We start from the raw sequence: 13902 nt of genomic DNA, 5'->3' as shown, positions 1-13902 counted from the left end.
TCGTGCGGTCCATGCTCACCGCGCTGGGCCTCGCCGAGGACGAGGAGCGGCTCTACCGCACGCTGGTCACCCTCCCCGGTCCGGTCACCACCGCGGACCTCGAAGCCGGTGCCGGTCTCCCGGCCGCCGTCGTGGCCGGTCTCCTCGGCTCACTCACCGCCCGTGGGCTCGTGCTCTTCGAGGACAACGGGTACGCCGTCGCACCGCCCGCCGTAGCGTTGGGCGCGTTGCTGCGCCAGCAGCGGGACGACCTCCGCTCGGCCGAGACCGAACTCGTGGCGCTGGCCGAGGCCCATCGGCTCGCCACGATCGGGCGTACGGCGGGTGACGTGATCGAGGTGATCACCGGAACCGATGCCGTCCGCCAGCGGTTCGCCCAGGTGCAGCACGCCGCCCGGATCGAGGTCCGGTCCATGGTGGTGCCCAACTCGACCGTGGTGCCGCCGGGGGAGAACTCGGCCGAACCGGTGTCGATGGCCCGCGGCGTGCGCTATCGCGTCATCGTCGACCGGGCCTTCCTGGAGATGGCCGGCGGTCACCAGATCATCGCCGAGGCGCTGGAGGAAGGCGAAGAGGTCCGGTACGTCGACAAGGTGCCGATCAAGATGATCATCGCTGACCGGGAACTAGGCATGCTGCCCCTCCTGCAGGATCAGAACACCGCGCCCGCCTCCGTGCTCGTGCAGGCCAGCGGCGTACTCGACGCCATGATCGCGCTCTATGAAGAGGTCTGGCAGCGCGCCCGGCCGGTGCGCGTACGCCCGGACGCCACGGTCGGCATCGAGGCCGGCGACGAGCTGGAGGACGTCGACCGCCAGATCCTCATGCTGCTGCTGGCCGGGCTAACCGATCACGCCATCGCCGGGAGCCTGGCGCTGTCGGCCCGGACGGTGCAGCGGCGCATCCGGCACCTCATGGATCTGGCCGGGGTGACCACCCGAGTCCAGCTCGGCTTCCACGCCGCCCGCAAGGACTGGGCCTAACCCCCACCCCGTTGATCATGGAGTTAACTGTGGTGTCGGCGGCGTGTCGACACCGGAAACTCCATGATCAACGGGGGTGGAGGCGGTGACTCGGGCGGCCCGGCGGCGTTAAGCCGAGTGAGGCCGATCTTGCGTACGGGGGTTGCGATGCGACGGTTGACCATCTGGATCCTGGCCGCGGCAGTGCTCGGGCTGTCCGCGCCGAGTCTGGCGTACGCGAAGCCCGATGGACGGCATCGGGTGGAAGTCGTCGGCGGAGTCCTGGCCCGTGGCGAGGACTTCCCCTGGGTCGTCCACCTGTCGGTGTCCTGCGCCGGGGCGTTGATCCGGCCGCGGTTCGTGCTCACGGCCGCGCACTGCGCCGGGGCGACCGGGAAGAACACCAAGATCCGGGTGACGGCCGGGGCGTACGACCTCAAGGACCCGCACGCCACCGTGGTGAACAGCGTCTACGTGCATCGGGCGCCCGGTTTCAGCGGCGTCACCGAGGGGCGGGACTGGGCCGTCATCAAGCTGCGCGACCCGCTGAACCTGCCGACGCTCCGGCTCAGCGGAGGCGGCGACGACTTCGGCACGTTCACCATCATGGGCTGGGGGACGACCAGCGAGAACTCGTTCGCGGCCCAGCGCCGGCTGCGGACGGCGAAGGTGCCGCTGGTCGCCGACGCCACCTGCTCCGCCGCGTACGCCGAGGCCGGGTACGAGTTCCGCCCGGACGAGATGATCTGCGCGGGCGACGTCCGCCGTGGCGGCGTGGACACCTGCCAAGGCGACTCCGGCGGCCCGATGGTGAAACGTGCCCGTGACGGGCAGTTCGTCGAGATCGGCATCGTCAGCTTCGGCGTCGGCTGCGCTCGCAAGGCGTACCCGGGGGTCTACACCGAGGTCTCACATTTCGCCGATGCCATCCGGAAGACCATGGACGACCTCGATCGAGTGCCCTAGCGTCTGGGGTATGAGCGACATCGATGTGGCGATCATCGGGGCCGGCCCGACCGGGCTCTTCGCCGCGTACTACGCGGGCTTCCGCGGTCTGTCGACGGTCGTGGTCGACGCCCTGCCCGAGCCCGGCGGCCAGATCACGGCGATGTACCCCGAGAAGCTCATCTTCGATGTCGCCGGCTTCCCCGCCATCCGGGGCCGGGAGCTGGTCGCCAACCTCGTCGAGCAGGCGGCGCAGTACTCGCCGAGCTATCGGCTCGGCGCGCAGGCCGGTGCCCTGACGTACGCGGGGGAGCGGCCGGTCCTCAGCCTCAGCGACGGCGAGTCCTACACCTGCGGTGCGGTGATCATCACCGGTGGGCTCGGGTCGTTCAAGCCCCGCCCGTTGCCCGCCGCCGACGTGTTCACCGGCGAGGGCATCGTCTACTTCGTCCCGCACCTGGCCGACCTGGCCGGGCACGACGTCGTCATCGTCGGCGGCGGCGACTCCGCGTTCGACTGGGCGCTCGCGTTGCACGACATCGCGGCCAGCGTCACCCTGGTGCACCGCCGGGACAAGTTCCGGGCGCACGCCGCCACCGTGGACCGCGTACGCGAGACGGCGGTGAGCATCCTGGTCAACTCGCAGGTGACGAAGATCGTCGGCAACGGAGTCGTCGAGGCGGTCGAGATCAGCGGGCCCGACGGCACGCGTACCCATAAGGCGACGGTGATCGTCGCGGCGCTGGGCTTCACCGCCGACCTGGGCCCGATCGGCACCTGGGGATTGACCCTGGACAAGCGGCACATCACCGTCGATTCCACGATGGCGACGAACCTGCCACGGGTCTTCGCGGCGGGCGACATCGTGGAGTACCCGGGCAAGGTCCGGCTGATCGCGACCGGGTTCGGCGAGGCCGCGACCGCGGTCAACAACGCGGCGGTGGTCGTCAACCCGGAGGCGCATCTGTTCCCCGGCCACTCGTCCGGCGGCTCCGCCGACTAAGCCGCTCGGGCGCCGGAGCCCCGACCCGGCGGTGACGGTGCTAGCGGAGGCCCATGTAGTCGGCCATCTCGGTGAGCTGGTGCTCCAGGATGGCCGCCGGGTCGAGCAGCGGCGGGCCGGAGCGGCCGAACAGCTCGAAGCCGATCGAGCCGAACACCGTCGCCCACGCCGTGAGCAGGCGGAACACGACCGGCTCGGGCAGGCCCGGGAAGAAGGTCTCGCGAAGCCGGGCCACTTCCTCACGAGTCGTGCGGGAAAGCCGCTCGCCGGGGGCCGGCCGCAGTACGCCCGCCGCGACGGCGTCGGCGAGGATCTGCCCGGCCACCCGGATCGGGCGCATCGACGGCTCGACGGTCTCGTCGGGCGCCTTGTAGCCGGGCGCGGGCGGACCGTAGAGCAGCGCCCATTCGGGCTGGTGGGCGTCGGCCCAGGTACGCAGCTCCCGGCCGACGGCGATCCAGCGTCCTCTGTGCTCGTTCGTGGGCACCGAGCCGTCGGCGGCGTCGATCGCGTCGCCCAGCTCGTTGTACGCGTCGATCTGGAGCGCCGTCAGCAGTTCGTCACGGCTGGCGAAGTACCGGTAGACCGCCGAGGAGACCATGCCCAGCTCCCGGGTGACCGCCCGGAGCGAGAGGTTCGTGCCGTCCGACGCGAGATGGCGTTTGGCGATCGACTTGATCTCGGCGATCGTCTCGGCGCGCCCGCGAGTACGGGGTGATGCGGCTGTCATGGTCCACAACCTAGCAGAGCACTGCTCTCAGGCACGTCGGGGAACTCGCGGAATCGCCGCGATTCCCACTGCGACCAGCGTCAATGCGGCACCCGCGAGCGTCGCGGCGTCCAGGTGCTCGCCGCCGGCGGGAGCGACCACGTCGAGCAGGACCGCGCCGCCGACCTGCCCGGCGATCATGCCCAGACCGAGCAACAGGACGCCGATGTGCCGGACCAACGCGGCGGCGATCGCGATGAAGATGATGCCGAGCGTGCCGCCCACGTAGTACCAGGGTTCGCCGGGCAACGACCCGGTCGGCGGACCCTGAACGGCGGACCACACGCCGAAGGTGATCAGCAACGCGGCCGACCCGACCAGGAAGTTGATGAACGTGGTCGCCACGACGCCCTCGGAGACCTGGCGTACGCGGCCGTTCATCGCCTGCTGCCAAGCCGATCCGGCACCGGCGAGCACCGGCAGGATCGCCAGGCCGAGGGCACCGGGCGTACTGAGGCGGCCGGAGACGGCGAGGACGACGGCCGCCACCGTCAACGCGGTGCCCACCGCGCGGGTGAGCGTGATCGGGCGCGGCCCGCCCGGTGCCAGCCCGGCCCGGTCGACGAGCAGGCTGCTCACCGACTGCCCGGCGACGATCGCGACAGTGAACAGGGCTACGCCGAGGGAGCCGACGGTCAATCCCTGGGAGGCCACGAGGAACGCCCCGCAGGCCCCGCCGGCGCACTCCCACCAGCGCAGATCACCCTTGCGCAGCAGGGTGCGTACGCGGGCGAGCCCGGTCCGGGCCGGCTTGAAGAACAGCAGCGCGACCGTCAGGATGATCAGCCCCGTGCCGAACGAGACGACCGCGGCTGCCACTCCACTGTGGAGGCGACCGGCGAGCGCGCCGTTGACCCGGGACTGGGCGGCGACGCCGGCCCCGCCAAGGACGGCGAGCGTGACTCCGCCGAGTCGCGCGTACTTGTTGATCACAGGAAAGTCATAGCGCACCGGGCTCCGCGTCGCCCAACGGGCGTCCGTCGAAGTCGACCACGGAGTAGAGGCTGATCTTCTCCAGCCGGTGGTACGAGTCGATGACCCGGATGGTGCCCGACTTCGACCGCATGACCAGGGACTGCGTGTACGCCGTCCCGGCGCGGTAGCGTACGCCCCGGACCAGGTCGCCCGAGGTGACGCCGGTCGCCACGAAGAAGATGTTCTCGCCGCGGACGAGGTCGTCGGTGGTCAGCACCCGATCCAGGTCGTGCCCGGCGGCCAGCGCCTTCTCCCGCTCGGCCTCGTCCCGGGGCCACAGCTTGGCCTGGATGGCCCCGCCCATGCACTTGAGCGCGCACGCGGCGGTGATGCCCTCCGGCGTACCGCCGATGCCCATCAACACATCCACATCGGACTGATCCCGGGCGGCACTGATCGCGCCGGCGATGTCGCCGTCGCTGATGAACCGGATCCGGGCGCCGGTCTGGCGTACCTCCTCGACGAGCTGGGCGTGCCGGGGCCGGTCGAGGATGCAGACCGTGACGTCGGAGAGGCCCGCCTTCTTGACCTGGGCGATCCGCCGCAGGTTCTCCTTCACGCCGGCGTTGATGTCGATGACGTCGGCGCAGTCCGGGCCGACGGCGAGCTTCTCCATGTAGAAGACGGCGCTCGGGTCGAACATCGCGCCGCGCTCGGCCACCGCTAGCACGGCCAGCGCGTTCGGCATGCCCTTGCTCATCAGCGTGGTGCCGTCGATCGGGTCGACCGCCACGTCCACCTCGGGCCCGGTGCCGTCGCCGACCTGCTCGCCGTTGAACAACATCGGGGCGTTGTCCTTCTCGCCCTCGCCGATCACGACCACGCCCCGCATCGGGAGCGAGTTGATCAGCTTCCGCATGGCGTCCACGGCGGCGCCGTCGCCGCCCTCCTTGTCGCCGCGGCCCACCCAGCGGCCGGCCGACATGGCGGCCGCCTCGGTGACGCGCACGAGATCCAGCGCGAGGTTCCGGTCAAGATCCTGGGGAGTACGCGTACCAGCCATGATTCGCCCTTCCTCGCGGCGCTGCGGGGTTCTTGGGAATGCTGCCATCCTCACATGTCGGCGCCGTGAACGCTCGTTCGGGCCGCACTTTGCCCATGTGTGAGCAGCTTTCGCGGGCGCTGTCATACTGGCCAGCGTGACTAGCAGCCCCGCCACCGACAGTGCGCAAGACGAGGTCACCCAGACGGCCGCCGACGCCGGCAAACGCGTACGCCGTCCCCGGGACATGGCTCTGTCGCTGGCTGTGCTGTTCGTCCCGATCCTGTTGGTTCTCGGGGTCGGGCGCTTCCTCTACGGCGATTCCACGACCGCGACGGTCGACCCGGCGGTCGCCCTGTCCAGTGCGGCCCGGGCCAGCATGTCGCCGATTCCGCAGGGTCAGGTCCCGGACGGCTGGAAAGTGGTCAGCGCGGCCTATCGGGACGGCGTCCTGCGGCTCGGCTATCTGACCGAGGCGGACAAGGGCGTGCAGCTCGTCCAGGGCAGCGGCGACCCGGCCACCTTCGTCCGGACCGAGTTGTCCGCGTCGGCCAAGCAGGACGGCGCGATGGAGATCGCCGGGGCCGACTGGCAGCGCTGGACCGGGCGACCCGGGGAGTCGGCGCTGGTCCGGTCGACCGGGGCGGTCACGGTGATCGTCGTCGGCCCGGTCGGCGAAGCGGATCTGGTGAAACTCGTCACAGCCGCCCGCGCCTAGCCGTTCCAAGCCTGCCGCCCTTGCCGGGGCAGCCCCGCTTACTCGGCGGCGGCGCGAGCGGCGTCGAGGCGGGCCCGAGCGCCGTCCAGCCACTTCTGGCAGACCGCCGCGAGCTCCTCGCCGCGCTCCCAGAGCGACAGCGACTCCTCCAGCGTGTTACCGCCGGTCTCCAGCTTCTCCACCACGGTGGCCAGTTCGGCGCGGGCCTGCTCGTAGGAGAGGGACTCCTCAGTCATTTGCTCACCGTAACGTCCAGCGTCCCGTCGGCGAGCCGCACCCGCAGCGGGTCGCCCGGCGATGCCTCCTGAGCAGCGCGGATGACGTGCCCCTCGGGCGTCTGGAGGATCGCGTAGCCCCGGGCCAGGGTGGCCGACGGGGACAGCGCGCGCAACCGCGCCAGCGTGTGACCCAACTCGGCATCGGCCCTGGTCAGCCGATGATCGACGGTACGCCGCGCGCGCTCCACGGCGGTGGTGACCTCATCGGCGAGCCGGTCGATCAGCGCCGTCGGCCGGGCCAGGCTGGGCCGTGACCGCACGGCGTCGAGCCGATGCTGCTCCCGGTCGATCCGGTTGCGGACGGCCCGGTCGAGCCGGCCCAGCGTCACGTTGAGCCCGCGCTGCTCCTCGGACAGGTCCGGCACGACTCGCTTGGCAGCGTCGGTGGGCGTCGACGCCCGCACGTCCGCGACGTAGTCCACCAGCGGAGTGTCGGGCTCGTGACCGATCGCCGAGATCACCGGCGTCCGGCACGCGAACACCGCCCGGCACAACGCCTCGTCGGAGAAGGGCAGCAGGTCCTCGAACGAGCCGCCGCCCCGGGCCAGGATGATCACGTCCACCGAGTCGTCCCGGTCGAGCGCCTGTAGCGCGCCCACGATGTCGGTGACCGCGTTGACGCCCTGCACCGCCACGCTGACCACGCGGAAGTCGATCGCCGGCCAGCGGCGCTGGGCGTTGGTCAGCACGTCTCGCTCGGCCGCGCTGCCCCGGCCGGTGATCAGGCCGACCCGCTGCGGGAGGAACGGCGGACGGCGTTTGCGCCGGGGATCGAACAGCCCCTCGGCCTCCAGCAGTTTGCGCAGCTGCTCGATCCGCGCCTTCAGCTCGCCCTCGCCGACCTGGCGGATCTCGTCGGCGCGCAGGGACAGGGTGCCGCGCGTCGCGTACCACTCGGGCTTGGCGTGGACGACCACCCGGGCGCCGTCGGTGAGCGCCGGGGCGACCACATCCCGCGGGGCTGTCACCGTAAGGCTGATATCCGCGGACGAATCGCGGAGGGTGAGAAAGACGGTGCTCATTCCCGGACGCCGCCCGATCTGGGCGATTTGTCCGTCTATCCAGAGCCAGCCGAGGCGTCCGATCCACTGGCCGATGTTGTGGCTCACCTTACGTACCGGCCACGGTTCCTCAGGGCTGCTCGTCACGGGCACAGCCTAAGATGGTCGGGTGACAACTCCTCGCAAGCGCGTCCTTCTGGCCAAGCCCCGCGGCTACTGCGCGGGGGTCGACCGCGCGGTCCAGACCGTCGAGCGCGCGCTGGAGACCTACGGGGCGCCCATCTACGTCCGCAAACAGATCGTGCACAACAAGCACGTCGTCAGCGAGCTGGAGAAGCGCGGCGCGATCTTCGTCGAGGAGAACGAGGAGGTCCCCGAGGGGGCCACCGTCATCTTCTCGGCTCACGGCGTCGCCCCGGTCGTCTACGAGGAGGCCAAGGAGCGCAACCTCCGCGCGATCGACGCGACCTGCCCGCTGGTCACCAAGGTGCACCACGAGGCCCGCCGGTTCGCCGCCGACGACTACGACATCCTGCTCATCGGTCACGAGGGGCACGAGGAGGTCATCGGCACCTCGGGCGAGGCCCCCCAGCACATCCAGCTGGTGGACGGCCCCGACGGCGTCGACAAGGTGACCGTCCGGGACCCGAGCAAGGTCGTCTGGCTGTCGCAGACCACCCTCAGCGTCGACGAGACCCTGGAGACGGTCGCCCGGCTCAAGCAGAAGCTCCCGCTGCTCCAGTCGCCCCCCAGCGACGACATCTGCTACGCCACGCAGAACCGGCAGCAGGTCGTGAAGCAGATCGCGGCCGAGTGCGACGTCGTGATCGTCGTCGGCTCGCGCAACTCCTCCAACTCCGTCCGCCTCGTCGAGGTGGCCGTGGACGCCGGCGCCCGCGCCGGATACCTGGTCGACTTCGCGCACGAGATCCAGGACGAGTGGCTGGAGGGCGCGACCACGGTCGGCCTCTCGTCCGGGGCCAGCGTCCCGGAGGACCTCGTCCAGGACGTCATCTCGCACCTGGCCGCCCGCGGGTTCGATCAGCTCGAGGAGATCCTCGCCGCCGAGGAGCGGCTGGTCTTCTCGCTGCCGCAGGAGCTCAAGCGCGACATGAAGGCCGCCGCCGCCCAGCGCTGACGATCACTCCGCGCGGCCGGGGGCGTCGTCGGGGAGGGCGACCAACTCGGGCGCTTGGAGCTGCCGGGGCGCGAGTTCGACGACGGCGATCTCCGGCAGCGGCGTGTCCGCGACGCCCAGCTCGGCGAGCTGCCGCGCGGTCACGAGCGTCTGCCGCTCCAGCGAGCCGACGGTCGCGTTGAACGCGTCCACCGACCCCTTGAGCGAGTTGCCCAGCCGGGTCAGGTGGTTGCCGAGCGTACCGAGCCGGTTGTAGAGGCGTTTGGCGAGTTCCTGCACCTTCACGGCGTCCCGGGCCAGCGCCTCCGACCGCCACGAGTACGCGATCGTTCGCAGCATCGCGACGAGGGTCGCCGGGGTGGCGAGCACGATGTCGCGGCTGAACGCGTACTCCAGCAGGGTCGGGTCGCGTTGCAGGGCGGCGTCGAGGAACGGGTCGGCCGGGACGAACAGCACGACGAACTCCGGGGTCTGCACGAACGCCTTCCAGTACCCCTTGGCCGACAGCGCGTCCACATGAGACCGAAGGGCGCGGGCGTGGGCGTCGAGGTAGGTGTCGCGCTGGCGGGCGTCGCGCGCTTCCATCGCCGTCAGGTACGAGTCGAACGGAGCCTTGCTGTCGACGACGACCGACCGTCCACCATGGAGGCTGACCACCAGGTCGGGCCGCACCACGCCGTCGTCGGTCGTGCTCGTGACCTGCTCGGCGAAGTCGCAGTGCTCCAGCATCCCGGCCGCCTCGACGATCCGGCGCAGCTGATGCTCGCCCCACCGGCCGCGTACCTGGGGTGCCCGCAGGGCCGCGACCAGCTGCGACGTCTCCGACCGCAGCTTGGTCGAGACGTCGGAGACCAGCTGCAACTCGGTCCGCAGGGAGGCGTACGCGTCGACCCGGTCCTTCTCCAGCAGCGCGACCTGCTCCTCGTAGCGGCGCAACGTCTCGTGCAACGGCGCGACCGCGCGCGAGACCGCCTCGTGGGACTGCAAAGTCGCCTCGTAGGTCAGCGCTTTCAACGACTGTTCCAGCCGCGCCTCGCCGGCCTGGGTCGCGTCGAGGGTGGCGCGCAGCGTCGCGATCTCGGTCACCGCCCGGCCCTTCGCCGCCAGCCACCCCAAGGCGCCACCGGCCAGCAGACAGATCAGGGCGAGCGCGACGGTCTCCACGCTCGGCAGGATAGCTCCGGCATGCGCGCGGCCCGCGCAATTGTGGCGGGCCGCGCGATTCTTTCAGGGGTATGCCGAAAGCGAAGTGAGCCGCGGCAAGCCGCGCTACCGGACGTGGGTGATGCGCACCCGGTCCGTGTCGTCGAGCCGGTAGCCGAAACCGTGCACGGTGGCGATCGTCGGGCCGAACCCGGCCAGCTTCACGCGCACGCGCCGGACGTGCACGTCGACCGTGCGCTCGCCGCTGAACTCGTGGCCCCAGACCGACCGGAGCAGTTGCAGGCGGGTGAAGCAGATCCCGGCGTGCTCGGTCAGGAAGAGCAGCAGGTCGAACTCGCGGCGGGTGAACCGGATCGGCACGCCCAGCAGGGTCGCGGTGCGAGCGTCGACGTTGAGCTCGAGTTCGGTCGTGATGGCGGCGGTGGCCTCCGGAGGGGCGACGAGTGTGCTCATGCGGCTCAGCCTAACCCTATTATTCCTACCTGTCTAGTAGGACATCTCGGCTACTTCTGTTCGTGCTGCAGTAGTTCTCGCTTCACATCCAGGCCCCAGAGGTAGCCGCCGAGGCTGCCGTCGGTCCGCAGGATGCGGTGACACGGCACGAAGAGCGCGGCCGCGTTGGTCGCGCAGGCGCTCGCCGCGGCCCGGATCGCCCGGGGGTTGCCGGACAGCTCAGCGAACCGCGTGTACGTGATCGGGTCGTGCACTTCCCGGAGGACTTTCCAGGCCTGGCTGCGGAACGGCGAGCCGATCTGGCGTACCTGGATCTCGTCGATCGCGGCGACATCCCCGGCGAAGTACGCGTCGACCGCCGCCCGGATCGGGCCGGGATCCGGCCGGTACATCCCATGCAGGGACGGATGCACGTTGCGGCGCAGGGCGCCTTCGTCGACCGTGAAGCCCGACGCCAGCACGACCGGGCCGTCGGCGAGCACCGAGAACGGGCCGAGCGGAGTGTCCATTGTGAGCACTTGCAGAACCTTCCTAGAGAGCGGCCCGCCACAGGCGCAGCTGGGCATAGGAGCGCCACGGCCGCCAGCGTTCGGCGTACGCCGTCAGCTCGTCGGGCGCGGTCGGCAGACCGAGCGCGGCGGCGCCGTGCCGGGTGCCGAGATCCGTCGAGAGCAGCACATCGGGGTCGCCGAGCGCCCGCATCAGGACGTAGTCGGCGGTCCACGGGCCGATCCCGGGCAGTGCCAGCAACGCCGCCCGGGCCTCGTCCCGGTCGGCGCCCAGGGACAGGTCGATCTCGGCCCGGGCCAGCGCCCGCAACGTCTCCCGGCGACGGACGGGCATCGCGAACGCCTCGTCCGGCAGCTCGGCCAGCTCCGCCGGACTGGGGAACAGCCCGTCCCGGCAGAGCTTGGCGAGCACCGTCCGGGCCCCGGCGACGCTGATCTGCTGCCCGACGACGGCCCGGACGGCCGCTTCGAAGCCGTCGACCGCCCGCGGTACGCGTACCCCTGGGAAAGCCTGGATCTGCGCGGCGAAGGCGGGGTCGGCGGCGAGCGCGGCGTCGATGGCGTCCGGGTCGGCGTCGAGGTCGAGCAGGCGGCGCAACCGGGCCACGGCGGGGGCCAGGTCGCGGGCGTCCGCGAGGCGGAGCATGGCCGCGACATGCCCCTCGGCCGGCTGGACCGCGACCTCGGCGCGACCGTGCGGCAGCCGGAGATTGCGCCGGTAGACGGTTCCGTCATAGGTCTCGACCCCGGTCACCGCGCGGTCGCCGAGGAAGCGCAGCAGCCCGGCGACGTCCATCGGCGGCCGGTACGCCAGCTTCAGCCGGATCTCCCCGGACAGCATCCGGGTCGGGCGGCGCAACTGCGACGGCGGGCAGCCGTAGACCTCGTGCATCGTCTCGTTGAACTGGCGCACACTGCCGAACCCGGCGGCGAACGCGATCTCCGCGAGCCCGAGCGCGGTCGACTCGATGAGCGTCCGCGCCGTCTGCGCCCGCTGCGTCCGGGCCAGCGCGAGCGGTCCCGCGCCGAGTTCACCGGTCAGCAGCCGGTGCAGCTGCCGCTCCGAATAGCCGAGCCGAGACGCCAACCCCGGTACGCCCTCCCGGTCCACCACGCCGTCGGCGATCAGCCGGATGCTGCGGGCGGTGACGTCCGCCCGGAGGTCCCAGCGGGCCGAACCCGGCACGGCGTCGGGCAGGCACCGGCGGCAGGCCCGGAAACCGGCCTTGGTCGCCGCGGCCGGGCTGGGGAAGAAGCGCACGTTCTGAGGTTTCGGCGTACGCGCGGGGCAGCTCGGACGGCAGAAGATGCCGGTCGAGGTCACCCCGAACCAGAAGTCCCCGTCGAACCGGCGATCCCGCCCGGCGATGACGCGATAGAGGTCCACGCGTCGAGTCTGCCTCAGGCGTACGACACTCGGCTGGCGGGATTCGGACGCCGTTCGGGAGGGGGCAGCCGGGACGCGTCCGCGACATCAGCGGTGGGATCACACGCCGTTCGGGGGGGCGGCGGTGGGACGTCGCGGACGCGGCCCGGCTGCGTTTCAGGAGGGGCTCATCTCCCTCGGTCTCCGCCGGGCGGCGTCCACTGCCCGCCCGGGCCTTCCGGCGTACTGGACTGGGTGGGCACGCCGGGCGTCTGCGACGGCGGCGGCGACTGCTGACCGCTCGGCCGGTCCGACGGCCACGACGACGGCCACATCGACCGCTCCGGCCCGCCCCAGGGCGACCGGGAGGGCGTCGGATGCGGCGTCGGCCAGCCCGTCGCCTGGGGGCGGGGCGAGCCGGAGGGGCTTTCGGCGTATCGCTGGCAGAAAGTCTCGACCCGGTCGGCGCCGGCCTGGTCCACGAGCTGGCGGAACTCGGGCCGGTCGAGGGCCTCGTGGCGGGCCTCGCGCGACAGGCCCAGCCAGCGACGGCATTGCGTCGGAAGATCGAAGGTGCGGCGGTTGGGCACCGAGCCGCCCGTAGGGCGCTCGGCGTGCGCGGCGATGTTGAAGCCGAACCGCTGCGGCAGCGCGCCGGCCGTGGCGGCCACCGCGACGCCGCTCGTCGCGAGAACTGCCGCGCAGATCACGCCGACGCGACGGACCGCCCGGCGGCGCGTATGGGTACGGCGGCGCTCGCGGAAGGCCTCGACCGCGGCCTCCTCGCCGGCCCGCTCGCCGTCATGCGCGGGCGCGTGGACGGCCGCCAGGATCGCGGCCAGACGCTCGGTGGGAGTGCTCATCTCACCTCATCCAGCGTCACCGGGGCCAGAGCTGTTACATCCCCGTCGTCCAGTCGCTCCCGCAGGGTGCGCAATCCCCGATGTGTGGCAGTACGCACAGCGCCTGGGCGTTTGCGCATGATGTTCCCGGTCGCGGCGGCGTCGAAGCCGAACAGGACCCGCAGAATGATCGCCTCAGCCTGCTCCCGTGGCAGCGTCGCGATCAACTCGATCGCCTGATAGGTCGTGATCCGATCCACCGCGCTCACCGCCGTGTCGGCCGGATCGGCCACCCCGATGAACTCCGTCACCGGCAACGGCACCGCCGGCCTTCGCTGCTGCCGTCGCAGCAGGTCAAGCGCCCGATTCCGAGCGATGGTGACCGCCCAGCCGCGGAAATCGGACCAGCCGCCCCGAAACCGGTCGAGATCCCGGACGATCTGCAGCCACGCCTCGGCCGAGACGTCCTCGGCCTCCGCACCCACCAAAGTGGTCAGATAACGGAGCAGATCCGGCTGCAAAGCCCGGTAGACCAACCGGAACGCCGCCTCGTCGCCCTCGCGCGCCGAGCGCAGGACGTCGTCGTACCCGACTGGGTCGTCCACGGAACGCTCCTCGGCACAGTGCTGCACATCGCACCAGCGCTGGCGGCGCTGCGAGCGTTACTGCTACCGCCCCAACCTCAACGTTCCCTCCCCGCGCCCGCTCCCTCCCCGCGCCCGCTCCCTCCCCGCGCCCCGCGCCTCGCCCCGTTGATCATGGAGTTAACTGTGGTGTCGACGGTGTGTCGTGGGGGC

At 71.3% G+C, this 13902-nt stretch carries 16 protein-coding genes; 5 read left to right on the top strand and 11 right to left on the bottom strand.

What is annotated here, in order from left to right; all coding sequences use genetic code 11:
- Positions 1-11 precede the first annotated feature (11 nt).
- The 3 genes from AB0M47_RS31550 (at position 12) to AB0M47_RS31540 (ending at position 2910) form a co-directional block, all read left to right on the top strand.
- Positions 12-983, top strand: a complete 972-nt coding sequence (locus AB0M47_RS31550) for a LuxR C-terminal-related transcriptional regulator (RefSeq protein WP_363420483.1) — start codon at positions 12-14, stop codon at positions 981-983.
- A 147-nt stretch (positions 984-1130) separates the two neighbouring features.
- Entirely contained in the window at positions 1131-1928 is a 798-nt protein-coding gene (locus AB0M47_RS31545) for a serine protease (protein WP_363420481.1), read from the top strand.
- A gap of 10 nt (positions 1929-1938) precedes the next feature.
- Positions 1939-2910: an NAD(P)/FAD-dependent oxidoreductase gene (locus tag AB0M47_RS31540; RefSeq protein WP_363420479.1), complete on the top strand. Its 972-nt coding sequence runs from the start codon at positions 1939-1941 to the stop codon at positions 2908-2910.
- A gap of 40 nt (positions 2911-2950) precedes the next feature.
- Here the strand turns inward: AB0M47_RS31540 and AB0M47_RS31535 are convergent, their stop codons facing one another.
- From AB0M47_RS31535 to glpX, 3 genes are read right to left on the bottom strand one after another with little or no spacing between them, the layout of a single operon-like run.
- Positions 2951-3640 (bottom strand): TetR/AcrR family transcriptional regulator, encoded by a 690-nt coding sequence (locus AB0M47_RS31535; protein WP_363420477.1) that lies wholly within the window; start codon positions 3638-3640, stop codon positions 2951-2953.
- A 27-nt stretch (positions 3641-3667) separates the two neighbouring features.
- Entirely contained in the window at positions 3668-4612 is a 945-nt protein-coding gene (locus tag AB0M47_RS31530) for a DMT family transporter (RefSeq protein WP_363420475.1), read from the bottom strand.
- A gap of 7 nt (positions 4613-4619) precedes the next feature.
- Complete coding sequence (gene glpX / locus AB0M47_RS31525; RefSeq protein ID WP_363420473.1) at positions 4620-5657, bottom strand: class II fructose-bisphosphatase; 1038 nt, start codon at positions 5655-5657, stop codon at positions 4620-4622.
- 136 nt (positions 5658-5793) lie between these two features.
- Here glpX and AB0M47_RS31520 point away from each other — a divergent pair, with 136 nt between their 5' ends.
- Positions 5794-6354, top strand: a complete 561-nt coding sequence (locus tag AB0M47_RS31520; RefSeq protein WP_363420471.1) for a DUF4245 domain-containing protein — start codon at positions 5794-5796, stop codon at positions 6352-6354.
- A gap of 38 nt (positions 6355-6392) precedes the next feature.
- On the opposite strand, the gene AB0M47_RS31515 is transcribed toward AB0M47_RS31520, so the two are convergent.
- On the bottom strand, positions 6393-6590 hold the full coding sequence (locus AB0M47_RS31515; protein WP_363420469.1) for an exodeoxyribonuclease VII small subunit: 198 nt from the start codon (positions 6588-6590) through the stop codon (positions 6393-6395).
- Positions 6587-7786 carry an exodeoxyribonuclease VII large subunit gene (gene xseA / locus AB0M47_RS31510; RefSeq protein WP_363420467.1) on the bottom strand — a complete coding sequence of 400 codons (1200 nt, stop codon included), beginning with the start codon at positions 7784-7786 and terminating at the stop codon, positions 6587-6589. The genes AB0M47_RS31515 and xseA overlap by 4 nt, the downstream gene beginning before the upstream one ends.
- A gap of 16 nt (positions 7787-7802) precedes the next feature.
- On the opposite strand from xseA, the gene AB0M47_RS31505 reads away from it, so the two are divergent.
- Positions 7803-8771: a 4-hydroxy-3-methylbut-2-enyl diphosphate reductase gene (locus AB0M47_RS31505; RefSeq protein WP_363420465.1), complete on the top strand. Its 969-nt coding sequence runs from the start codon at positions 7803-7805 to the stop codon at positions 8769-8771.
- Between the two features lie 3 nt (positions 8772-8774).
- Here AB0M47_RS31505 and AB0M47_RS31500 read toward each other — a convergent pair whose 3' ends face one another.
- The 6 genes from AB0M47_RS31500 to AB0M47_RS31475 form a co-directional block, all read right to left on the bottom strand.
- Entirely contained in the window at positions 8775-9947 is a 1173-nt protein-coding gene (locus tag AB0M47_RS31500; protein ID WP_363420504.1) for a DNA recombination protein RmuC, read from the bottom strand.
- A 93-nt stretch (positions 9948-10040) separates the two neighbouring features.
- Positions 10041-10388, bottom strand: a complete 348-nt coding sequence (locus tag AB0M47_RS31495) for a winged helix-turn-helix domain-containing protein (RefSeq protein WP_253757944.1) — start codon at positions 10386-10388, stop codon at positions 10041-10043.
- Positions 10389-10438: 50 nt separating this feature from the next.
- Complete coding sequence (locus AB0M47_RS31490; RefSeq protein WP_363420502.1) at positions 10439-10897, bottom strand: methylated-DNA--[protein]-cysteine S-methyltransferase; 459 nt, start codon at positions 10895-10897, stop codon at positions 10439-10441.
- A gap of 22 nt (positions 10898-10919) precedes the next feature.
- Positions 10920-12284: an AlkA N-terminal domain-containing protein gene (locus tag AB0M47_RS31485; protein WP_363420463.1), complete on the bottom strand. Its 1365-nt coding sequence runs from the start codon at positions 12282-12284 to the stop codon at positions 10920-10922.
- Positions 12285-12451: 167 nt separating this feature from the next.
- On the bottom strand, positions 12452-13126 hold the full coding sequence (locus AB0M47_RS31480; protein ID WP_363420461.1) for a hypothetical protein: 675 nt from the start codon (positions 13124-13126) through the stop codon (positions 12452-12454).
- The gene (locus tag AB0M47_RS31475) at positions 13123-13710 is read right to left on the bottom strand and encodes an RNA polymerase sigma factor (protein ID WP_363420459.1); all 588 of its coding nucleotides are present in this window, start codon (positions 13708-13710) and stop codon (positions 13123-13125) included. The genes AB0M47_RS31480 and AB0M47_RS31475 overlap by 4 nt, the downstream gene beginning before the upstream one ends.
- Positions 13711-13902 lie beyond the last annotated feature (192 nt).

Source organism: Hamadaea sp. NPDC051192 (assembly GCF_040682475.1).
Taxonomy (GTDB): Bacteria; Actinomycetota; Actinomycetes; order Mycobacteriales; family Micromonosporaceae; genus Hamadaea; species Hamadaea flava.
The sequence above is the reverse complement of the archived record's forward strand: the minus strand, read 5'-3'. Positions and strand labels throughout refer to the sequence as shown.